Origin of the sequence: Sphingobacterium sp. WOUb80 (assembly GCF_050058145.1) — a bacterium.
In the GTDB taxonomy this organism is placed as follows: Bacteria; Bacteroidota; Bacteroidia; order Sphingobacteriales; family Sphingobacteriaceae; genus Sphingobacterium.
This window is the reverse complement of record NZ_CP165617.1, coordinates 3,049,895-3,073,502: the sequence shown is the minus strand read 5'-3', so window position 1 is coordinate 3,073,502 and position 23,608 is coordinate 3,049,895. Positions and strand designations below refer to the sequence as shown.

Annotated in this window: 13 protein-coding genes; 11 read left to right on the top strand and 2 right to left on the bottom strand. The window is 41.8% G+C overall.

What is annotated here, in order from left to right:
* The first annotated feature begins 11 nt into the window (after positions 1 to 11).
* The 6 genes from AB1Z56_RS12980 (at position 12) to AB1Z56_RS12955 (ending at position 9,659) form a co-directional block, all read left to right on the top strand.
* A complete protein-coding gene (locus AB1Z56_RS12980; protein ID WP_426792255.1) occupies positions 12 to 1,208 on the top strand; it encodes a FecR family protein in 1,197 nt (398 codons plus the stop codon).
* 91 nt (positions 1,209 to 1,299) lie between these two features.
* Positions 1,300 to 4,674 carry a SusC/RagA family TonB-linked outer membrane protein gene (locus AB1Z56_RS12975; RefSeq protein ID WP_426792254.1) on the top strand — a complete coding sequence of 1,125 codons (3,375 nt, stop codon included), beginning with the start codon at positions 1,300 to 1,302 and terminating at the stop codon, positions 4,672 to 4,674.
* 74 nt (positions 4,675 to 4,748) lie between these two features.
* On the top strand, positions 4,749 to 6,236 hold the full coding sequence (locus AB1Z56_RS12970) for a RagB/SusD family nutrient uptake outer membrane protein (protein ID WP_309362886.1): 1,488 nt from the start codon (positions 4,749 to 4,751) through the stop codon (positions 6,234 to 6,236).
* Positions 6,237 to 6,248: 12 nt separating this feature from the next.
* A complete protein-coding gene (locus AB1Z56_RS12965; RefSeq protein ID WP_309362888.1) occupies positions 6,249 to 7,061 on the top strand; it encodes a DUF4843 domain-containing protein in 813 nt (270 codons plus the stop codon).
* A 1-nt stretch (position 7,062) separates the two neighbouring features.
* On the top strand, positions 7,063 to 8,484 hold the full coding sequence (locus tag AB1Z56_RS12960) for a PKD-like family lipoprotein (protein WP_426792253.1): 1,422 nt from the start codon (positions 7,063 to 7,065) through the stop codon (positions 8,482 to 8,484).
* 32 nt (positions 8,485 to 8,516) lie between these two features.
* Complete coding sequence (locus AB1Z56_RS12955) at positions 8,517 to 9,659, top strand: redoxin domain-containing protein (protein ID WP_426792252.1); 1,143 nt, start codon at positions 8,517 to 8,519, stop codon at positions 9,657 to 9,659.
* A gap of 127 nt (positions 9,660 to 9,786) precedes the next feature.
* On the opposite strand, the gene AB1Z56_RS12950 is transcribed toward AB1Z56_RS12955, so the two are convergent.
* A complete protein-coding gene (locus AB1Z56_RS12950) occupies positions 9,787 to 10,653 on the bottom strand; it encodes an AraC family transcriptional regulator (RefSeq protein ID WP_426792251.1) in 867 nt (288 codons plus the stop codon).
* 490 nt (positions 10,654 to 11,143) lie between these two features.
* Between AB1Z56_RS12950 and AB1Z56_RS12945 the strand changes: the two genes are divergently transcribed.
* The 5 genes from AB1Z56_RS12945 (at position 11,144) to AB1Z56_RS12925 (ending at position 22,103) form a co-directional block, all read left to right on the top strand.
* Positions 11,144 to 12,160: a zinc-binding alcohol dehydrogenase family protein gene (locus tag AB1Z56_RS12945; protein ID WP_426792250.1), complete on the top strand. Its 1,017-nt coding sequence runs from the start codon at positions 11,144 to 11,146 to the stop codon at positions 12,158 to 12,160.
* 1,033 nt (positions 12,161 to 13,193) lie between these two features.
* Positions 13,194 to 15,632 (top strand): mechanosensitive ion channel family protein, encoded by a 2,439-nt coding sequence (locus AB1Z56_RS12940; RefSeq protein WP_426792249.1) that lies wholly within the window; start codon positions 13,194 to 13,196, stop codon positions 15,630 to 15,632.
* Between the two features lie 17 nt (positions 15,633 to 15,649).
* Complete coding sequence (locus AB1Z56_RS12935; protein ID WP_426792248.1) at positions 15,650 to 16,474, top strand: hypothetical protein; 825 nt, start codon at positions 15,650 to 15,652, stop codon at positions 16,472 to 16,474.
* A 292-nt stretch (positions 16,475 to 16,766) separates the two neighbouring features.
* A complete protein-coding gene (locus tag AB1Z56_RS12930; protein ID WP_426792247.1) occupies positions 16,767 to 20,000 on the top strand; it encodes a sugar-binding domain-containing protein in 3,234 nt (1,077 codons plus the stop codon).
* A 129-nt stretch (positions 20,001 to 20,129) separates the two neighbouring features.
* A complete protein-coding gene (locus tag AB1Z56_RS12925; RefSeq protein WP_426792246.1) occupies positions 20,130 to 22,103 on the top strand; it encodes a beta-N-acetylhexosaminidase family protein in 1,974 nt (657 codons plus the stop codon).
* Between the two features lie 450 nt (positions 22,104 to 22,553).
* Here the strand turns inward: AB1Z56_RS12925 and AB1Z56_RS12920 are convergent, their stop codons facing one another.
* Positions 22,554 to 23,603, bottom strand: coding sequence for a metallophosphoesterase family protein (locus AB1Z56_RS12920; RefSeq protein WP_426792245.1), 1,050 nt, complete (start codon positions 23,601 to 23,603; stop codon positions 22,554 to 22,556).
* Between the last annotated feature and the right edge of the window lie 5 nt (positions 23,604 to 23,608).

The window sequence follows — 23,608 nt, the reverse complement described above, 5'->3', positions numbered from 1 at the left end:
AATAGCTCAAAATGGATCCTAAAGAAGAAGAAAAACTTATCCGTATCAGTGCGCTGGTCCTCCAGGAATTGCAAGGAACGCTAACAGGCGAAGACCGTCTTTTTTTGGAAAACTGGTTGCAAGAATCAGCATCGAACAAAGAGATCTATCAACGTTGTCTGGATGGACAGCGGCAGCGTGAAGCGTATGCTAGTCTGCAGCATTTTGAAAAGCGACGTAATTTTGAGTCGCTAAAAAATAAAATTTCCTTTCAGCCAACAACGAGACGGCCTGCACTGCTGAAACGCCTATGGCCTTATGCTGCAGCAGCTAGCGTACTACTTGCCCTCAGTGTTGTCTGGTATTGGAATAGGGATAACAGCCGGTCGGCAGAAGTGCAGTTGGGAGTTGTAAATGATCGGCTTCCAGCTTCTAATCAGGCCATCATAACGCTCTCAGATGGCAGACGGTATGAGCTAAACAAGGGAGAAAAACAAGTGCATATCAATGGTAGCGGAATACGCTATGATGACGGCCATGAAGTTGCATCGATCGATGCCGCGGTGTCTGCCAAAATAGAAACGCCGCGTGGGGGTACTTACGAGGTCACCTTGCCCGACGGTACTATGGTCAAGCTAAATGCAGGAACGACACTATCTTATCCAACAGTATTTGCTAAAGATAAACGGGAAGTCAGCCTTCGGGGAGAGGCCTATTTTGAAGTTGCCAAACGAAAGGATCAGCCTTTTATCGTGCGGACCAAAAATCAGGAGGTACAGGTATTGGGGACGCATTTCAATATCAATGCTTATCCAGCAGCAGCGCAGACAAAAACAACATTGTTAGAGGGGAAAGTGCAGGTAAAAGAACTGATTAAAGGCCAAAAAATCACTTTGATGCCCGGCGATCAGTCTGTCAGCACCGGTGCGGAGCTGTCCAGACATCCGGTCAATGTGCAGCAGGAGATGGCTTGGGTATACGGCAAATTTAACTTTGATGGAAAGTCACTTCGACAAGTGATGGATGAACTGTCCCAATGGTATGCAGTTGATGTTGTCTATAAGGGCGATGTACCTGATGTCTCCTTTTTCGGAGGAACATTCAGAACGAGTAAATTATCTACCATCCTGAAAATATTAAAAGACCAGGATTTGTCGTATCAATTGACGGACGATGGAAAACTCATCATTGAAAAAAGTGATCCTAAAGGACAGAAAGGAGGGCAGTAAAAAACGTAAAATTATACATTACCATACAATATGAATTAACAAATTGGGCAGTGAATCCTGCAATCTAACCTAACTAAACTAACTAGAATTAATGAAATTAAGTTGTTTTTCACAAGCGACCAGACCCCTTTTATGGCTACTTTTTGCTGTCTTACTCCAGCTAGGCCATAAGGTAAACGCACAAACCGTCACCTATGCCGGACACAATGTTCCTTTAATGGATGTGCTCCAGGCTGTCAAGCTCCAGACAAATTACGAAGTCTTGGGAGCAAAAAAGATTTTGGAATCGGCCCGACCAATTTCAATCAAAGCGGACAAGATGCCTCTTAAATTATTTCTTGATAAAATTTTAAGTCCGCAGGAAATCGGCTACACAATTGAATCGAAGACAATTTTCCTGGAAAGGAAAGCCAGTCCGCGGAAAACCGAACCTAAAAACCGTTCCCCGTTGGATAAGCCATCTCAGCTGCAGGTCCGGGGACAAGTCGTCGGTAAAGACCGTAAGCCACTCTCGGGAGTGAATATTTCACAAATGGGCAATGCCATTGCGGTAGCGGATAAGGATGGACGATTTTCTTTCGCCGGTACTATGCAACCGCTTACATTAAGTATGGTTGGCTATAAAAACTTTACCCTCAACCTGGTAGAAAATAAAGAGGAGTACAACGTGCAGATGGAAGAGGAGGCAAATGCGTTGGAACAGGTCGTTGTGACGGGTTATCAGGTGTTAAAAAAAGATTCCTATACCGGAACTGCGATTACCAAAAGCGGGGATGAACTACGACAGGTAAATCCACAAAACGTCCTACAGGCCATGCAGGTATTTGATCCTTCTTTTAAAATTTTGCCCAACAATTTAGCTGGTTCTAACCCCAATGCACTTCCTAATATTAATGTGCGTGGTTCCTCAGCTTTACCCAGTGGAAGTACGGATGTACTGCGTCGTGATAATGTCACGACAACTATGAATTTACCAGCTTTTATCTTGGATGGTTTTGAAGTTAGCCTGGAAAAAGTAATGGATCTGGATATGACGCGCATTGAGAGTGTCACCACGTTGAAAGATGCGGCGGCGAGTGCTATTTACGGTTCACGTGCCGCTAACGGCGTAATGGTAATCGTTACCAAGGCTCCCAAAGAAGGTAAATTGCAGGTGACCTATACGCATGAAACTAATGTCAATATGCCAGATTTGTCAGGTTATAATTTATTAAATGCAACGGATAAGCTTGCTTATGAGAAGCTTGCAGGGCTCTATGATGGTCAGAAACAACGTCAATCGCAGGACATATTGGACGAATTATACTATCATAAGCTGGCAAATGTACTTGGGGGAATAGACACGTATTGGCTATCACAGCCCGTACGTACGGCAGTTGGGCAAAAACATGGCGTTTTCTTAGAAGGTGGGGCACAAACTTTTCGCTATGGTGTGGATATGCGTTACCAAACGCGACCGGGGGTGATGAAGGGTTCTGGCAGAAACCAGTATTCTGGCGGATTGAATTTTAGTTACAATCCAAAAAATAAAATTCGTTTTCAGAATGAGCTCTCCATTACGGTAGTCGATGGCAGGGAATCCCCCTATGGTAGTTTTGAGAATTTTGTTAAAATGAATCCTTACTATAGGCTGAAAGACGATCAGGGTAATATCACGCAATTGTCAGATCGTTGGGTCAGGGTAGATCCTTCCGGAAATAGAAATGAAGAGTATGTGCTCAATCCTGCGTATGATGCGACCTTAAGTAGCTTTAACAAATCGGGGTATACCGAATTATTAAATAACCTTTCAGCTGACGTTGATCTAGGCATGGGCTTGCGCCTTCGTGGATTACTTTCTTTACTGAAACGGATGAACACCGGTGACGATTTCCGCTCACCCTTGTCCAATGAGTTTTATTCCTACGAAACTTCAAGAGCAGATGAAAGAGGAAGTTATGGAAGTTATAGTAAAAATGAGTTGTATTGGGATGGAAATATACGCTTGAATTGGGATCGAAATATAGAAAAGCATTATTTCAATATGATTGCTGGTGCCAATATAAGAACGGAGAGTTATGACGAACGTTACTTCAAGGCGATTGGTTTTCCGAATGACCGCTTTACTGATATTGGTTTTGCGAAAGGTTATGAAGAGGGAAAAAGTCCGGAAACGAATGTGGGCGCATCGCGTCTATTCGGGTCTTTCTTAAGTGGTAATTATAGTTATGACAACCGTTATCTTATTGATGCGACCTTGCGCATCGACGGTTCATCAAAGTTTGGCGCAAATAAGCGGACCGCGCCTTTTTGGTCGACGGGAATCGGTTGGAATATGCATAATGAAAAATGGTTTACCACAAAGGCTATTAGTCAGTTGCGTCTTCGTGCAACTGTTGGCTTGACGGGCTCCGTTCAATTTGACCCTTATATGTCGCGCGTTACTTATTCTTATGATAAGAACAATTGGTATTCTTCGGGATTGGGAAGCACAGTGCGTAATTATGGTAACGAAGACCTTGCCTGGCAAAGGACGCAGTCGATTGATTTAGGTATAGATATCGGCTTTTGGAGCAATAAGTTGACGTTTTCACTGCGAAACTATAGTAAAATTACTAAAGATATTTTGGCGGATATTAATATCGCTCCTTCGACAGGATTTAGTTCCTATAAGGAAAATCTAGGCGATATGGAGAATAGGGGAATCGAATTGGGTGTCAATTGGCAGGCAATTAAGAGTGAAAAATGGACCTTGAGCTTGTTAGCTAATATTGTACAGAATCGCAATAAAATTGTGCGTATTTCTAATGCCTTGAAGAGTTACAACGAGCGCGCAGATGAGGAACAACAGAAAGATGAATACAAAGCTGTACCCTTATTGCGTTATGAGGAAGGACAGTCAATGGACGCCATTTACACCGTCCCATCTTTGGGGATAGATCCTGAAAGCGGGCGGGAGGTTTTTATGAAACGAGATGGTAGCCTAACATATACCTGGGATCCACGGGACATAGCGGTGGTCGGGGTAGCGACACCAAAAATGGAGGGATCTTTCGGTGGTACCCTACGTTATCAGCAGTGGATGTTAGTTGCCTATTTTCAAACGCGTATGGGAGGTAAAACCTATAACCAAACCCTCGTTGATCGTGTGGAGAACGCAGACCCACGTTACAATGTTGACGCTAGAGTGTTTGAGGAACGCTGGAAAAATCCGGGAGATCACACGTTTTTTAAAAGTATTGAGGATTTAGGACGAAGCGAGTTGTCTTCTCGTTTTGTGATGCCAGATAATCTATTAACACTGCAATCCCTTAATATTTCTTACGATGCCAATAAAGCTTTTGCCAATCGCTTAGCGCTGGCGAGTTTGCGTGTGGGGTTGATCGGCAACGATATTTTTCGCTGGTCTAACGTAAAGGAGGAAAGGGGCATTAATTACCCGTTTGCAAGATCAGTGACCTTGACTTTACAAGCGAGATTTAAATAAGGTTTGTTAAAATCAAGAATTTAGATTGATAGCGATCTAATTCGTGAAAATTATTTCATACAACCAACTAACATATGAAGAAGAAAAATATATTTATCGTTTTACTTTGCAGTATTTTCTTGTTTTCCTGCCAGAAATGGTTGGATATAAAGCCCCAGAGCGAGGTTGAAAAAGACCAGCTCTTTACTACGGAGGATGGTTTTAAGGAAGCATTATTGGGAATCTATACCCGTTGTGCTAACAGTGACCTCTATGGTAAAGAATTAACAATCGGTACACCTGAAGTACTGGTGCAGAATTATACAATTCCAAACAATGATCCTCTTAGTTATCAAAAGACCGCACGATTTTTATACGATGATGGTGACTTTAAAGATCGAAAGGATAATATATGGAAAGGTCTATACCATGGGATAGTGAATGCAAATCTCTTATTGGCAGAAATCGACGGGAGGAAAAATCTGTTTTCTGGAGACAATTATGCTTTGATTAAGGGAGAGGCGCTTGCTTTACGTGCTTTTCTGCATTTCGATGCCTTACGTTTGTTTGCTCCAGCTCCTATCGTGGACGCACAGGCAGATGCAATACCCTATGTAACTAAATATTCGAATAAAACGACGCCCTTGAGCAAAGTGTCAGCAGTATTGGATTCTGTTATTATAGATCTGACGATAGCGAAAGAGTTATTAAAGGTAGATCCAATTCGCTCTGCTTCATACGTGGTTGGATATCCGACAGTAAATGACACGCTGGCGAACTCAGAGTTGAGCAGCAGCAGTCTCTTTTTGCAAAATAGAAGACACCGATTGAATTATTATGCGGTATGTGGTACTCTAGCCCGAGTTTATCTCTATATGGGAGATAAATCGAAAGCTTTAGCAAATGCCCTGGAAGTGATTGCATCCAAAAAGTTTCCCTGGACGAATAATACTGATTTTCAATCTGTAAAGGAGGATAAGAAGGACCGTATTTTATACAAAGAACTTTTGTTTGGTTGGTATATTCCGGGAATGAATAGAGAATATAATCAAGATTGGTTTAGTACAGGTCGGATGAACCTGGATAAAGAAGAAGGACGGACAATTTATGACGTTGGTGGTAACGGAGGGGGCGATCTGCGTTACACACAATGGTTTGGTACAGTGAGTGTGGGCACCACTGCTGTGAGTTCATTGGTAAAATACAATAGAAATACATTCAGTGATGATTTTGAGGCCAATCTACATTACCTCATGGCGCCAGCGATACGATTAAGTGAACTCTATTATATTGCTGCGGAATGTAACTATGAAAACAATCCGACTTTAGCGGCAGAATATCTCAACCAAGTGCGTATACAGCGTGGCATAGGGGAACCTGCTGATGTGTCGACGGCAACAAAATTCCGTACGGAATTACTCAAGGAATACCGCAAAGAGATGTATGCAGAGGGACAACTTTTTTATGCATATAAGCGTTTAAACGCTCCTATTATTGGGGCAAAAGGCACTGTTATTCCAGCAAGCCAGAAAATCTTTGTCTGGCCATTGCCGAGTGATGAAATAATTTATGGACAACGCTAATATAGAAATAGGATGAAAAGAATTATTTATATACTGTTAGCATTTGTTTTTTTTCTGTTCTTTTCTTGTCAGAAAACAGAACTAAAGACTTACGAATCAGATGCTAATGTTTATTTTGATCTGACTCAGGATGCGCGAGATAGCATCGTATATACTTTTGCTTATGAAATGACCAGAGCATCTGATACGCTTTATATTCCGGTTCGGCTGATGGGGAATCGGATGGGAAATCAGCGTCATTTTCAGGCTTACGTAGAGAAAGATTCGTCCACTGCGCGTAGCAACGAGCATTATGACGCATTGTCAGCAGAATATCCCTTGGACGCCAACCAAGGAAGGGGCTATGTCCCCTTAATTATTCATAATACCAGGGATTTAGAAGAAAAATCAGTGTCGCTCATCTTAAAATTGAAAGCGAGCCCGGACTTTGGTGTTAATGATCCACGGTTAATTCGAACTTATGTGGTTCTTTCTGCACAATTGGAAAAACCAAATTGGTGGGATAGTTGGTCGCCATTGGGTGAGTACTCTCGGGTAAGGCATCAGCTATTTTTTATAGCGACAGAACAACGGCAGCTTTCCACCGATGGATTGGATGCTCCAAAGAACCTATATTTTGCCAACTTGTTGACCATTATGCTCAATGATCCTTTTAAATGGGTAGCGGATCATCCTGAAAAAGGCTATGTGTTGGAAAGTAAGGATAATGGTCAAAGCTATATTTTCTTTCATAAGGACAATCCCAATCGGCCAATTCTGTTGAAAAAAAATACTGGAGTAGGTAAATTTTTCTTTATTGATGAATCAGGGAAGGAGCTTAGATAATATGAAAAAATTGATAATAAGCATTGTCGTATTGACTTTGTTAGCTGCCTGTTATAAGGACAAAGGAAATTATGCTATCGATATGCCTGAGTCACCGGTGTTACAAAATTTGGATACACTCTACGAGGCAATGACTGGTGATAGTCTAATTGTACAGCCTAAAATTACAGGTATATCTGCCGAAAATTTGGAATGTGATTGGCGTATTGATGTGCCGGAGGCCCTTATACCAGAAGCCAACCATTATAAAGGGAATGCACTAAGGATAGTTTTTGGTTTAGAAGCAAAACGTTATACAGCTAGGCTTACCGTAACAAACAAAGCTAATGGGATGAAATATTTTTACCCTTTTAAAATCCAGGGGGTGACGGAGTTTTCTAGGGGTACTTTGGTCTTATCTCAGGATCAGGGTACTGGTAAACTCTCTTTTATTAAACCTGACAACAGTGTTCAGCCTAATATCTATGAAGTTATTAATGGGCAACCTCTACCGGTCGACCCTTTGCAGTTGCACTATGTAAGGAACCAATTTACGGGCAATACGCCGTTAGGGTATTGGATTATTTCGAAACAAGCCGGAGTTCGCTTGAATGTTAATACCCTAAAAAAGGAAAGTTTAAAGCCTGGGACTTTATTTGATAATTTCTTTTTAGCTCCTTCGACCATTAACGTCGGGAGTCTTCAGGCGCATCCACAAGGGGTTCTATTAGGTGTAATCAATGATAAATTCTATGGTGGAGCAACAACAACATGGGATCAGTCGGCAACCTATGGGATGTTTGGTACGTATGCAGATGGGGAGTATGACTTGGCGTCGAAATTTGTGCTTTCAACTGCCAATAATAATTATACGGTGATTGCTTTTGAAAAAAATAAGAAACAATTTGTCCGCATTAATCTCTATGGGTCACCAATGTATTTTGGAACGCAGTATAGTGCGATTAATTCAGATGTTTTTAATCCTACTAATGTAGGTATGGACTTGTTGCAGTTGGTGCAGATTAATAATACGGACACCTATGCTTACGTGAAAAATGCAACTGGTCAGATCTATGAGTTGATGTTTAATGTGAACTTTTCGGGGCCATTTAACTTCACTTCGGGCCATAAACGACTTTTTATACGGCCAGAATGGATCACTGCTGATACAAAAATGTTGGCCAGTCGTAGTGGTTATATTTACGTTGCAGTACAAAATCAAGTTTTCCGCTATAATCCCTTAAGTGAACAAGTGCAGCTATTAAAGACAGATATCAAGAGCGAGGTCACTATGCTTAAATTGGAGGATGATGAGAATACTCTTATTGTTGGATCAGTGGGAACACTCTATTATCTCGATATTCAAGTGGGTAAAAATGGCGAGCTTGTCAAAAAAATCGAGGGTATTCCGGGAAATCCTGTGGACATGACCTGGCGTAAGTAAAGAACAATAAAATAATATCTAATCATATAAACATGAAAAATTTAAAAATAGCGGCTTTGGCGCTGGCATTTTTACCCATGGTAGCATTTGCGCAGCAAGCAAATTTCCAGATCAATGGAAGTGCACCAAAAGCTTTCAATGGTAAAAAAGTGTACTTGGATTATACAAAAGATGGATTTCCGGCATCGGATTCGTCTGCTATTGTGAATGGCAAGTTTAGTTTTAAAGGAACGGTAGAGGAGCCTGCTTACTCAAGAATGGTTTTTGATCAGGAGGGTAAGGGGAAATTGATCGCACAGAATATCGGTGACCGTTTATACTTTTATCTGGGAAATGAGACTTACAATATGACCATCAAAGACTCACTGCGTACGGCTGCAATCAAGGGGTCACCTTTGCATAACGCGTATGTCGCTTATCTGAATGAAATCGGTGGCGGTTTTATGGATATTATTGATGCCGGAAATAAGGCTTTTGCCACTGTAGATAAAAATGCGCCTGATGCCAATGAACAGTATAAAGCTATCCACGAAAAGTTTGAGGCAAGGTTTGAAGCACGCCGGGTAAAGGAACTTGCATTTGCAGCAAAAAATCCGAATTCGATCTTTGCGGTGGATGCGCTTATAGATGCGGCCAATAAACGTAAGCTCAGTGAGATTGAACCTTTATTTTTGAAGCTATCGAAAGAAGTACGCCAAATGACGAATGCTCGGCAGCTGGAAGCACGCTTTTTGGCTGAGCGAAGTGTGAAAATTGGTAATAAAGCGCCTGATTTTTCCCAACCAGATACGAATGGGAAAATGATCAAGGTATCCGATTTTAAAGGACAGTATGTGCTGATCGATTTTTGGGCAAGCTGGTGTGGTCCCTGCCGTGCGGAAAACCCTAATTTATTAAAGGCGTACAACAAGTATAAAGGTAAGGGACTGGAAGTCCTTGCGGTATCCCTAGACGATACAAAAGGAAAAAATGCCTGGATAAAAGCGATTAAGGATGATGGTCTGCCTTGGATCCATGTGGCGGATCTAAAGGGTTGGAGCAATGAGGCTGCGGTATTATATGGCGTACGTGCTGTGCCACAGAATTATCTGGTGGATCCGAAAGGAAACATTGTCGCCATCAATATCAAAGGAGAACTGCTGCATCAGGAATTGGCCAAAATTTTTGGGAACTAAAGGTCAAATGTAAGCTCATTGACCCGAGATTGGAATGATGATGCCGTGTACGAAAGATACACATTGATGATCTTATCTAAACAACAGGGGCATATATTAAAGCTAGGGATTGAATCCCTAGCTTTTTTTATCTGGGAATTCTTCGTTTATAGGCCATGGGAGTTTCGCCTGTTATTTTTTTGAACAATCTATTAAAGTAGGATATGTTTTCGAAGCCCAATTTAAAGCTGAGCTGTTGAATATTGTCTTCATTGACGAGCATCATCAATTGTGCTTTTTCGATTTTCTTCTGATTGATATAAAGTACCGGCGTTGTATTCATCTGTTTTTTGAATAGCCGGATCAAGTGATCTTTGGAAATAAAGATCAAATTGGCAAGCTGTTCGATGGAAATCGGTTGATGCATATTTTCGTCTATGTACTCGAGCACACGCAGCAGACGTTTTTCGCCATGCGGTATTTTGTTGATTGCTTCCGTTAAAAAACGGCTCATCAGCAAATGGATAATAGCTTGATTCTCGGATGCTCTGGCAAAAGGAGAAGCCGTCTGCAGCGCCATGTTTTTCATCAATTCGGTGGAGTTATCGTAGCTTTTTGGGTCATAAATTGTCAGCTCACGCCCTGGATTTATGGTATAAAGATGTTGGATGAGTGTCTCTAATAATGGGTCAGATTTGATTTCCTTTGGAAAAGCATAGCGGTCAAAAATGCTCGATCTTAGCTCGGGGTTTTCATAGATATGAATATAATAGAGTGAAAATTTAGCAGAACAGGCATAGCTATGCTGGACATAAGCGGGGGTGAGGTAGAGGTGAGCGGGTCGCAGTTTAATGACTTCGCCCTGCAAAATAATAGATGCTTCTCCTTCACAGACATAATGTATTCGGGCAAATGGACTCTTGATATCTTTAAAATTCCAATCTGCCTGATGTTCCGCATAGCCAACATTCAATAGTGTAAAATCGAGTTTATTCTTTTCATTGTTTATCATCATGCGAAGAGGAGAATAGTACAATATAAGTTGTTTTCTTTTAAAAAAATAGTTTTTTAAGTGCTAATATCGATAATGTGTCATTTTGGCTCCATCTGGGGGCGTTATGATGTCATTGAACTCTTTTTGTGAAATAATTACCCATAACCGTGTTTTTTTAAGGATATGGAGGCGTTATGAATTGATCGATTAGCATTTAAAGTTATTTTGAAAATGCTTAGCTGCATATAAAACAATACCGCTGATCGCTTGGAATTTATACTTATGAAGGGGCTTTGGAAAAGGGGCTGCAAGAATTCTGTGAAGGATAGGTCGATATTGTATTATTTTTGATCGCTAATGTTGTTTCTTTCTCCGTCTTATCCAATTATTTTTGGCTAAGCGTTAAGATCAAAGATACGGAAATCGGAAGCCTCTTGATTTCTTATATTATCTTTGCTATCATTCTAGACGATAAGAGCAATAACTGTTTAAATCTTGGTACCCATTATAAATGAAAGCAATAAAAATTGTGAAAGAAGGAAACGTGGAAATTATGCGTATTCCGCAGCCAACTGTTAAAGATGGACATGCCCTTTTAAAGGTTGATTATGTGGGATTCTGCGGTTCGGATCTAAATACTTTTCGTGGGTTGAATCCCTTGGTCAAGTTGCCTGTGATACCTGGGCATGAAATCGGGGCTACGTTAGTGGAGTTGGGAAATAATGTCACTACTGATCTGAAGGTCGGTGCAAGAGTTACGGTAAATCCGTATTCCAATTGTGGCTTATGTACAGCTTGTAAAAATAACCGTCCCAATGCATGCCGTTATAACGAGACAATGGGGGTGCAGCGCGACGGCGCGATGGCCGAATATATCGTGGTACCTATAGAAAAGATTATCGAAGGCGGGCAGCTTTCATCCAAAGAATTGGCTTTAGTAGAACCGATGAGTGTAGGCTTTCATGCTGTTGATCGAGCTTCAGTAACGGACAGCGATATTGTTCTGGTATTTGGATGCGGTATGATCGGGGTGGGGGCAATCGTGCGGGCAGCTTTGCGGGGTGCTACAGTGATTGCGGTCGACGTCAGTGCTGAAAAGCTTGCTCTTGCAAAAAAGTTAGGTGCAAAGTTTACGATTAACAGTGCTGAAGAAGATTTGGAAGCGAAGCTGCATACATTCACCCAGTCTATGGGTGCAGATATAGTTATTGAAGCGGTTGGCCGGAAAGAAACGTACCTAGCTGCCATTGCCGCAGCTGCATATACGGGCAGAGTTGTGTACATCGGTTATGCAAAAGATGCGATTCCTTTTGATACACAATTTTTTGTAAAAAAGGAACTCGATATTAGGGGATCGCGCAATGCGACGCCAAAGGACTTTGCTGCGGTGATGAAGTACCTCAACCTGAGAACCTGTCCGATTGAGGAACTGATTACGGCGATCTATCCCGTGGAGAAGGCACAGTCGGCCCTCGAGTCGTGGTTAAAGGATCCGGGGCATGTCTTTAGGTTATTGATTGAGTTTTAAACACTGGCTGTAGTTGAGTAAGGTAGCTATTTAGCGGATATACTTCTTAGATGATCCAATATATTTTTTTGCCAACCATTTTCTGATGGGTTCGTCATAAAATTTAAGTGCCGCATAAGCAAGTACAACCATGCTGGCCAATAGCACTAATCCAACTGAAAGTCCTTGACTAAGAGGGATATTATTCGTTGTAACCCAAGCATAAAAGATACAGGCAAACGGAAAGTGCAAAATGTAAAGTGGATAGGATCATTAGATTGTCGACAATCTTAGCGATGAAAAGTCTTCCGAAAAAGCTTTGCCACGGTTTTAGTAAGTTTAGGGTTGTTGTTTTCCAAACGTAGAGAAAAAACAGAAATTATAATAGTGTATTTAATGTGAAAAATCAGATACCCCAGTTGTGCCGTTTAGCATTTTGGTTGTTTCATATTTTACTCGTCAATCAAACGAAGAAAGGGAAGGCGCAACTGAGTGATGAGTTTTAGATGCAGCAAATGGAGAACAGATGGTGACCAAATTCTCCATTTAGACAGAGCTTGTTCAGTGATTGTTCAGTGCTTGTTCAGTGATGAGTCAGTGATTAGTCAGTGTAGACTGAATAATTACTGACTTATCACTGTCTAAATATTGATTAAAAAATGTGATTAGGTATAAATTGGTACTAGGATTTTTCCTGATTAGCCAAGGCACTATGAATAATAGGGAATTCTTAAAAATCCTACAGAATTGAAAACAGTGATGGATCAATGGCTGTATGTACTTAAACATTTAAGTACCATGAATAAACTACCTGCATTTTTTGGATAAGAGAATATTTGGTCCTATGTCTGAAGTAGGAGAAATAGGTAAACTAACGGAGGAAGATAGGATGTCATACGAATCAAGTTTGCAACATAAGCGAGATGCTGAAAATATATACAATTTGGCCATTCGATCCGGTGAGATCAGCGTATGTTTTTTGAAGTAATATATGTACATTTAGTGTATTATCTGTAAAGATAGTACCTAAAAGGAAAAATAGACTTAAAAATCAATGAGCAGGAAAGTTTTAGCATGTTTCTTAATCATGCTGTTTTCAAAAGTGCTTTTGGGCAATTCCCAGGATTCGGTCCAGGTGGGGTTTGTGGCCAAGATGGAGCAATTTTTTAAGGAATCTGCTAAAAGAAGTATTCAGGATCTGGAGATGGATCGTGCTACCATCCGACAAAATCGTGTACTGGAGGACATTAAATTGCTGGCGAGTCAATCTCGCTCTTTTCTGCGAAAAGACTTCGATTCGATGCGTGTGGATCGCGGGCTGAAGGAGTTGACGGTCTTACATGATATGGCCAAAGATGGTGTTTTTGAAAATAAGGGATCCGCTCAGTCGTCGCGTAATCTTACCGTAACCTTTAATATCCTAAATGCACTTTCGATAGAGGTGAGGAGCCTAAAGCGCGAGATGGACCGCTATCAGGATAGGCTGACAAATTATCAGCTGCAGCTTGATTCGTTGAGCAATGATCCTGCACTTTTTGTTGTTTCGAAAGACTCCGCTAATGTAGCTCGCTATATGGGCCGGATTCGGGTGATTGCCATGGAGATCTCGCCTATCACCCTGAAACTTGCCGAGCGGATCAATGTTGTGCACGAATTAGAGAATAGAATTAATATTGAACTGGCACGGCTGGAATCGGATATGGAAGAAGTACAATACTACCAGAATCAGCTTTCAGACCGGACGATTGCGCGTAATTTTGTTAATATATGGGTACCCAGTAGATTTGAACGACCCTTGGATGAAATCTTATATTTCTCATTCGTAAAGGCCAAATTGCTTTATTTCTATTATTTAAGGGCGCATCTGGGGAAACTCTTTTTCTTCTTTTTGGCAAGTTTAGTCGTCGTGGTGTATGTCCATGTTCTGCGCCGGCAGATCAATGATAAAAATGTGGTTCAGGCAAGTCTGTTGTTGCATAGGCCGCTTTTGAGTGGATTGATAATTGGCTTGTGTGTGATGCAGTTTATATTTCCCGCAGCACCTTTTGTGTTTACAATTACCATATTGACTATTGCTTCGATCTTTTTGTCCCTTGTTTTTAGACCGGCAATTACAAAGTATTGGATGGCGGTCTGGCTAGCAATATTAACGCTGTTTATTCTCGCCGGATTGGATAACCTCGTCCTTCAGCCTTCGCGGATGGAACGCTGGCTAATTCTTTTCATAGCCGTTGCTGCCTGTCTGGTTGGCCTGCTTGCTCTTTTTAATAAGAAACGGCGCGATGAGATAAAAGAACGCTGGATACTTTTTCCGATCGCATTTATGGTACTATTGGAACTAGTATCTGTGGTATTGAACCTTTTTGGTCGCTTTAATCTCAGTAAGGTACTTTTGGTAGCGGGATTGACAAATGCCGTGGTTTTTATTTTGTTTTTGTGGGTGATCCGATTGGTCAATGAAGGATTACAATTGGCTTCTTCCGTTTATCAGAAGCAAGAAAGAAGGCTATTTTATATCAATTATAACCGGGTAGGCAAACGGGCCCCTGCGTTTTTTTATGCCGTATTGATCGTTGGCTGGTTTGTGCTTTTTGGTCGAAATTTCTATGAATTCAGATTTCTTGCAGACCCGTTGAAAGATTTTCTGGAAACCGAGCATCGCTTGGGCAACTATCAGTTCTCGGTCAATAATCTCGTGGTATTTTTATTGATCATGGTCTGTGCAACGGTACTTTCGAAGATCGTTTCCTATTTTGCTGCGGACTCCCAATGGGAGAAAAAAGAAGGGACAGCCCAAAATAGATTCCGATTGGGGAGCTGGATTTTGCTTGTTCGGATCACAATTATTGTCATCGGATTTTTTCTAGCCTTTTCGGCACTTGGAATTCCCGTCCAGCAGATCGGTATTATCGTTGGCGCACTGGGGGTGGGTATAGGTTTTGGCCTTCAGACTTTGGTCAACAACCTGGTGAGTGGTTTAATTATTGCATTTGAAAAACCTGTGAACGTAGATGATCTGATCGAGATCGGTGGTAAATCGGGTAAAGTAAAATCAATAGGATTTCGTAGCAGTGTCATTGCCACGGCCGAGGGAGCGGATCTGATTATGCCCAATGGCGATCTGCTCAATGCGCATGTGATGAACTGGAGCCAAGGTGGAGCGAAAAAACGTCTGAGTATACGTCTCGAGGTAAAATATGGTGTAGATCTGGAGCGGGTAACACAGCTGCTAAAAAAGATATTGGAGGAGGACGAACAGATTCTTTCTTCAATCGGGACATCAGTTCAGTTTGTACAGGTCACCTCGCAGGCAGTGGTTGTCGAACTCTACTTTTGGGTCAGGACCTCCAAGGATAGTGGAGTCGTTAAGAGTGGATTGCTGGCTCAGATTTATAGATGCTTCACCGATGAGGGTATCGTCTTAGCCTTACCGATTCAGGAGGTTATTTTCAATCAAAAGGATAGTGGTACAAAAGAAGAAACTGATCATTAATCGTCAAGAATAAAATTATGAGACCAATCAAATTATTTTTAATCCTGTTTATGTTCCTATGCATAGGTGCTAAACAAACAGCTGTTGCTCAGCAAAAAGAGGATGTGATCTACCTTGCGGACGGTAGCCAGAAGAAAGGAAAGATCGTATCGATAAGTGATGAGCTGATTAAGTTTTCCTATACGGGCGAGGCTGTGCTGTATGAATTGAAGAAAGACAAAATCAGCAAGATTGTCTTTGCCAATGGCCGGGAAGAAATATTCGGGCAAAATAGCAGCGCTGAAAAGTCTTCAAATAAGGCGGAGGAACGATCGGCGGGGAATTTATTGGCTGTAATTCCTTTTGAGATAGCCAGTAATGACCAGAGCATTATGACCGATGTAATGCGAAAGAAGATCCAAGAGGCCTGTGTCGAAGCCATGCAAGGGCAAAAACTGGCTGTTCAATTTCAGGATCCAAGGACTACAAATGCGCTTTTGAGCAAAAATGGGATCAATTTTTCAGAGATTGATAATCATACCCCTGATGAACTGGCTAAAATACTCCAGGTAGATTATGTCGTGATGGGTGTTTATGATATTGAAAATAAGGGAGCTTCAACCTATGGTTCTTCATCTTCGTCTTATGGCAACAAGCAAAACGGAGACAAGGAAAAAGGATCTTCGGTCACAACAAACAATTCGTACACAACGACCAACTATAATACAAAAGTTCATATGACGATTTACGATGGGACTGGTCGTCAGCTGTTTTCGGATAGTAAATCACCGCTGTTTGGAACCTTAGATTCTTATAAAGGGGCATTGAAAACCTTAGCCAAGAAAGTACCATTGACGAAATAGAAAAAGGGTATCATAGAGTAGCTGTCAGCATAAAAAAACGCTTGAATCGGGGAGATGCAAGCGTTTTTAACTAACCAATTATTAACCTAAATTATGAAATAGCTGTATTGCTATTTGTGTGCCAAAATCTGCAGTAAAGATCAATATTGCTGTAACGAATTTGTTAAGTGCATAAATGTTGCGGATTATTTAAATGGATAAAAGCATATTTTACATGTTTTCGCTATTTTTCTACATCTCCATTTATGGTAATATGAGTTCTTTTGTATAAGTTTTACAATTATACATCTTTATGAAGCGGTTTACTTTCTACCTTGCACTTTCTTTTTTTCTTATTTCAATTCATTCATTTGCCCAGAACAAACAAAGCCTGGATGGTATCTGGCGATTTTCACTTGATGATCAAAACAAAGGTATTAACGAACGTTGGTTTGACAGGGATCTTACCCAGTCAATATATTTACCAGGAACGACAGATGAAGCCAAATATGGTACAAAGACGGTAGGTTCTGATTTTGGTATTCTGACACGAGCATATAAATATTATGGTCCGGCATGGTATCAAAAGGACCTCATAGTGCCTCAAGGCTGGAAAGGAAAACAACTATTCCTAAACCTCGAACGTGTCATGTGGCAATCGATGTTGTTTGTGGATGGTAAGCATATTTCCACCTTGGATGCACTAAATGCACCTCATACCCATCTGATTGGAGTGCTGTCTCCGGGAAAGCATCGCTTGACAATCCGGATCAATAACGACATGATTTATAATATCGGAGACAAAGGCCATGTCTATTCCGAATATACACAAAGTATCTGGAATGGCGCTGTGGGGAAAATTGAACTTTTGGCCAAAGACCCGGTTCGGTTGTCAAATCCACAAATATTTACATCAATCTCCCCCAAAACTTTGCAGATCAAAGATACGCTGGTGAATGACGGTGCTCAGCACAAAAAAGTTATATTGGCAATTTCGCTTCGTGAGCGCAAAACCGGGATGGAGGTATTCTCTGCAAAGAGAAAGCTTATTTTAAAAGGAGCCAAACAGGCACTGGACCTAATCGAACAAGTGCCAGAGTCTGTCGCTCTATGGGATGACATCAATCCGAATTTATATACCCTGAGCTTGTCGGTCATCGGAGACAAAGATGTACAACTGGATCGTAAAGAAATGGAAGTCGGCTTTCGTGAAATCAGTACCGCTAGATCCAAAATTCTCGTCAATGGGAAACCTGTTTTCTTTCGGGGAAACCTGGACTGTGTGCATTTTCCGCTGACAGGTTATCCTGCCATGGATGTTGAGTCCTGGGAACGTATCTTTCGTATTTATAAGTCTTATGGACTGAACCATGTACGTTTTCATTCCTGGTGCCCGCCAGAAGCGGCCTTCACAGCTGCGGATCGAATTGGTCTATACCTTCATCCCGAGGTGATCTGGCTCGATTGGTGGATGGCTGTAGACAACCCCGGGCGTGAGGAAATGAACACCAAAGGAAGACCCCAAGGCCTGGGACATAATGTCTCTGCGGATATATTTGCACAGAAGGAAATTGCAACTATGTTGTCCACCTATGGAAACCATGCATCTTTTACGACGATGTCGATTGGTAACGAATTGGGTAATTCGGACTTTGATGTAATGGAATCCTGGCTTAAACCTTATAAGAAAAATGACTCCAGGCACCTTTATTCGGTGTCTTCAGCTAGGAAGATCACCGCATTGGATCAATTTATTGCGACGCACTATATGGATAAACTGGGGGGCACCCGAGGTTTGCGAGGCGCCACCACGGATTGGGATTTTGAGTCTGTATACAGTCAGTCCAGTATCCCCGTGATTGCACATGAAATCGGTCAATGGCCGGTGTATCCAAGGTGGGATGAAATCAAAAAATATACAGGTGTGCTGAAGGCTCGGAATCTGGAACAGTTCCGCGAACAGGCGAAAAAGAATAATCTCGAAGCACAAAATGAAGCTTTCGTTCAGGCTTCGGGTGCATTAAACCAATTGATGTACAAAAATGAGATTGAATCTTTTCTGCGTACGCCATCGGCTGCCGGAATACAGTTGTTGAGTATGCAGGATTATCAGGGGCAGGGTGAAGCACTTATCGGCTGGCTCGATGCTTTTTATGATAGTAAGGGAATAACGACCCCCGAGCAATTTAGAATGCATAACGACACGACGGTAACGCTTTTGCGCATACCTAAATTTGTCTGGAACTCCAATGAAGTCTTTAAGGCAAAAGTGCAGGTGGCGCATTACGGTAAAGCCGATATTCAGGATGGAGTCTATTGGAAAATATACGATGATGAGCAGCGGGTTATTTCTACAGGAAACATGGAGAGCAGCTTGTTTCAGTCAGGGACCTCCAAGATCATTGGGAATTTTGAGAGCGATTTCTCTCAGATTGAACGTGCCACCAAACTAACTGTGGAAGTAGGGCTGAAGAATAGGCCTATTAAGAACCGATGGGAGATATGGGTGTATCCGACGGCGCAAAACAAAAAAGCCTATAATATATACATGGCTGACCGATTTGACGCAAAGGTAGAAGCCATTTTACAATCAGGTGGAAATGTTTTATTGGATGCTTCCGATCTTGGTAACGTAAAAACAGCGGACAACATAGCTTTTTATCCGCTCTATTGGTCACTGACCTTCTTTCCCGGGCAGGGTATCAATACCATTGGCATGCTTGTCAGGGATAAACATCCTGCATTTGCCAATTTCCCGACCGACTCCTACAGCAGCTGGCAATGGCAATACATTTACAAAAATGCAAAAGGATTTTATATCAATGATTTCCCCGCTTCCTATCGACCTCTTGCACAGCCAATCGATGATTTTCATCGCAACAATAAGCTGGCTTCTATTTTTGAATTAAAAGTAGGTAAGGGAAAATTGTTGGTCACAGGATTCAATATCCGCGACGATAAAAATCTGGTCGCCAATCAACTTAGGGCAAGCCTTGAGCAATACATGATATCCGATGCTTTCAACCCGGATGTGGAGCGCGATATAGATTCTTTGCGTAAAATGTTTGCTTTTGTAGAACCGTTGAAAAGCGTAGCACCAAAGGCATTTAAGAATTCTTTATTGTATGCGGAGGCAGGAAAGAAATCACAGCGAATAAACGAAAATGTTGCATGGGCTACAGATCTGGATCTGAATGAAGCAAGTAAAGGTACAACATACAGTGTAAAAGCTGATGGCGTCTGGAAGGATGAAGTCTCCTCCGCTTGGCAAGGAAAACAGATGGAAATCAACCTGCGGGTTCCTCAAGGGATGATCGGCACTTTTTATGTCTTCTTCCATGACTGGAACGATTTGGGTAGAGCGGCCGATATCGAATTTGAAGGAAGGGAATATACACTTGGTCCTCACAATAAGGATGGAAAATGGGTTAAACTGCATGTGATGCGCGAAGACTCAAACGACGGTGTGCTGAAGTTAAAGGTCAGCGGGACGAAAGGGCCGAATATTATGATCGGCAAAATCGCTTTGACGGAGGAGGTCGATTGATAATCGTGGCATTGCTTGTTCAAAATAGTTTAAAAAATGGTCCAATAGTGTTAGCCTCTACGTTTTTTTCTATTGTATCATTGTTGCTAAGTAGGTTATGATAATTATAATTTTCATATTTTTAAGCCCATGATAAATAACTTTAAGATTCTACAAGTCTGTGTTTTTGCCATTTCACTTTTGAATATAGGCATAAGCCACGGACAGTCTGTTCAAGCACCTCCGGCGGATCATATTTCTGCATCAATTCCTTCCACAATGCCAGCGATTTTTCCTGCTCCGGTATCGATGGAAATTGGGAAAGGAAACTTTAAAATGGGGACATCTGTCACCCTGATTTATTCTGGTACTGTTGACCAAGGTACTAGGTCCTTGGTATCAAAAGTGTTGGCGGATGCAGGGGTCAAAAGTATAAAACAGGCTAAAAAGCTTCCGAAGGCAATCGATGGTAACTATATCCTGATCGGTACGCATGTAGCTCCTAACGTACTTGATGGTTTGAAGAAAATTACATCTACTTTGGATACAAATGCAAGCGGTTACACGCTCGCAAGTAAGTTAATCGATAAGGGATCAGTTGTCACCTTAACCGCTAAAGATGCTAATGGATTATACTATGCAGTACAGACCTTCCGTCAGCTGGCAAATCGGCCTATTTTTCCAGAAATTGTTGTCAATGATCATCCTGCCTTACCAATAAGGGGCACCATTGAAGGTTTCTATGGCAAACCGTGGTCGATGGAAGAGCGTGAACGGCACTTGAACTTTCTATCGACGATAAAAGCCAATACCTTTATTTACAGTCCAAAAGACGATCCTTATGCAAGGGATCGCTGGCGCGAGCCTTATCCCCAGGAAACATTGAAGTCGCTTGAGAAGCTAGCAGGTATTGCAGCTACAAATCATATCAACTTTGTGTATGCCATTTCACCGGGGCCAACGGTTTGTTTTGCAGATTCGAATGATCTCCGAACATTGTTAAGCAAGTTTGCTGCGCTGCGGGCAGTGGGTATCCATAGTTTTTATGTTGCGCTTGACGATATTGAATATACAAAGTGGAATTGTGAATTGGATTCACTTACATTTGGACCTTCCGGTGCGGAAGCAGCGGCAATGGCACAAGCACATCTGCTAAACGCGGTGCAAGCGAATATGAAAGCGGTTGATCCGACAGCATCGCCATTGATTATGGTGCCTACCGAATACTATGATGCCAAAGAAAGCCCTTATAAAGCGGCACTGCGCAAGCATCTTGATTCAACTATTGTTGTCCAGTGGACAGGAACCGATGTCGTGCCACCTGCGATTTCTATATCAGATGCCCGCGCGGCAACAAAAGCATTCGGCCGTAAGACATTTTTATGGGATAACTATCCCGTAAATGATTTTTATCAATCGAGAGGAAGATTACTTCTGGCTCCTTATACCCGCCGTGAAGCTGGTTTGTCGGGAGAGCTTTCGGGTATTGTATCTAATCCAATGAATCAGGAGATGGCGAGCCGGATTGCTGTGACAGGCTTGGTTGCTTTTGCGTGGAATGATAAGGGATATGATGCAGAACCGACTTGGAGGTTTGCCGCACGTGAACTTGCGGGATGGGACAAGCAAGCAACTGAAGCCTTGTTGACTTTCTTTGATACCCAGCGTCTTGCGCCTATATTTGGGTCGCACCCTTGGCAAGCGCAAGCGCCGAAATTGAAATCTATACTCGACAATGTGCAGGATGTGATCGCAAATGGTGATACAGAAAACCGTAAGCAGGTACTCGCTGAGCTTTCAAAAACAGCTGCAAGTTTTGTTGGTGCCCCCGCCGTGATCCGTAATGGGAAAGTTGATAAAGCATTTCTCGCTGAAGCAAAACCTTGGTTGGATGCCATGTATCTGTGGGGTAAAGCACTTGAATCAACAGTGGCTGGACTTCAAGCAGCAAACGAGGCAGACGTCAAAGCTGGCCAATATTTTGAGCAAGCGGCTAAGTTTTCCAAAGAGGCTGCGGCGATTCAATCCATACCAGGTGCCACCCGTTTTGATGGACCGGTCATGATTGCTGATGGTGTACTGGATCAGTTTATCAATAAGGCTCCGAAATTGATCGTATTTTAATGATTTAGAAGCGGCTTTTGCAAATGTAATTGCCGCTTTGTTTTTTTGTAAGATTGTACAGTTTTAAACCACCTCAAGGCGAGTAACTGTCTATGAACCTAGGCCAATTCGGAATTGATTTCATTGATGCTTAGTGATGAACACGCAGGATTTTCTCAGATCTACGAGCAATATTGGGAAAACCCTTCAAATGCAAGAGGGGAAAAGCTATGAATTGAAATTCTAAGTAAATCGGCGAATAAGTGAGCAAAGCGAGCTTATTGATACTGAATAAATAAATACATTGAGAAAAAAAGATTGTTCAGAGATATTGAACAACCTTTTTTGGTGTGCGTCCAGTTACCGATGTTTTCCGAAATTGGACACACAGTCGACAATGGAAAATGCTGGGTAGACATAATTTTATGCGTTATCTTCTTGATAACACTTTATGGACTGTTTTTTTTGTGGCTATTTTTTTGGTGAATATGTTAAATGTCTTGAATCAATTTTGGAAGAAATGGGATAAACATCCTTATAAACATCAATTCCGGTTTGGTTAAGGGGGACCCCGGCCATAACAGTTTCTGTCCCTCGAATTGTGATGTCTTTCTTGCCAATAGATACCAAAGCCCAAATAGGATCCTTGTAGACGAGTGTCCTCTTTAAAATGCCATGGTTTTTATAGAATGTTTCGTCAAAAGCTTTACTTTCAAAAGTTTCGCCTGCCCAATAGTAAGATGAACTATTGATCTGTACGTAGTGGATGCCATTTATTTCGTTGTGGTAATTGAGATGATGGTGACCGGTAAGCACGAGAATTACTTTGTTGAAGCCGGATTCTGTGTTGATCTGTTCAAGAAGATAGCGTACCTGCATACCGTTGTCTATACCGCTCATGGTATTTTCAAGTCCCTGATGGCAAAAAATAACAGTTCTCAATTTCGTCTGTTGAAGGTCCTGCTTTAGCCAATGAAGTTGCTCCTGTCCGATCGTGCGTGGGTAACCTTCAACTTTATTGTTGGGATCTTTTTCATTACCGTCCAGCACCACAAAATGGAGACCTTTGTCATCAAAAGAATAATAGGGTTTTTCGGCTCCCCAGAATGTCAAAGCTTGTTGTTTAGTAAACCCGCCATCGGTATCGTGGTTGCCCAGCACATAATGTTTTTTGCCCTTAAACTGCGCCCATATGGTCATCAGCTTCGTGTTGGCAGGTTTGGGCATACAAAAGTCCCCCAAAGAAATTATAAAGTCGGGCTGTTCTTTGTTTATTGCATCAATGAAGAGCTGGGCACGCCGGTCTCCATCATGCATAAGGTCATAATGTAGGTCGGCGATAATACCAAATGTTAGACTTTGCTGTTTCGTTCGGGACTGCTTCGGTGCAGCTGATAGAGCGTCTTCAGTAGCTTTTGGATTCAGGTTCGATATTGTTCTTGCATGGGTAAATGCAGCAGGAGCAAACAGGCTCGAGAGGCCCAGTGTGCCAATTTTTAAGAATTTTTTTCGGTTTATCATGGTTT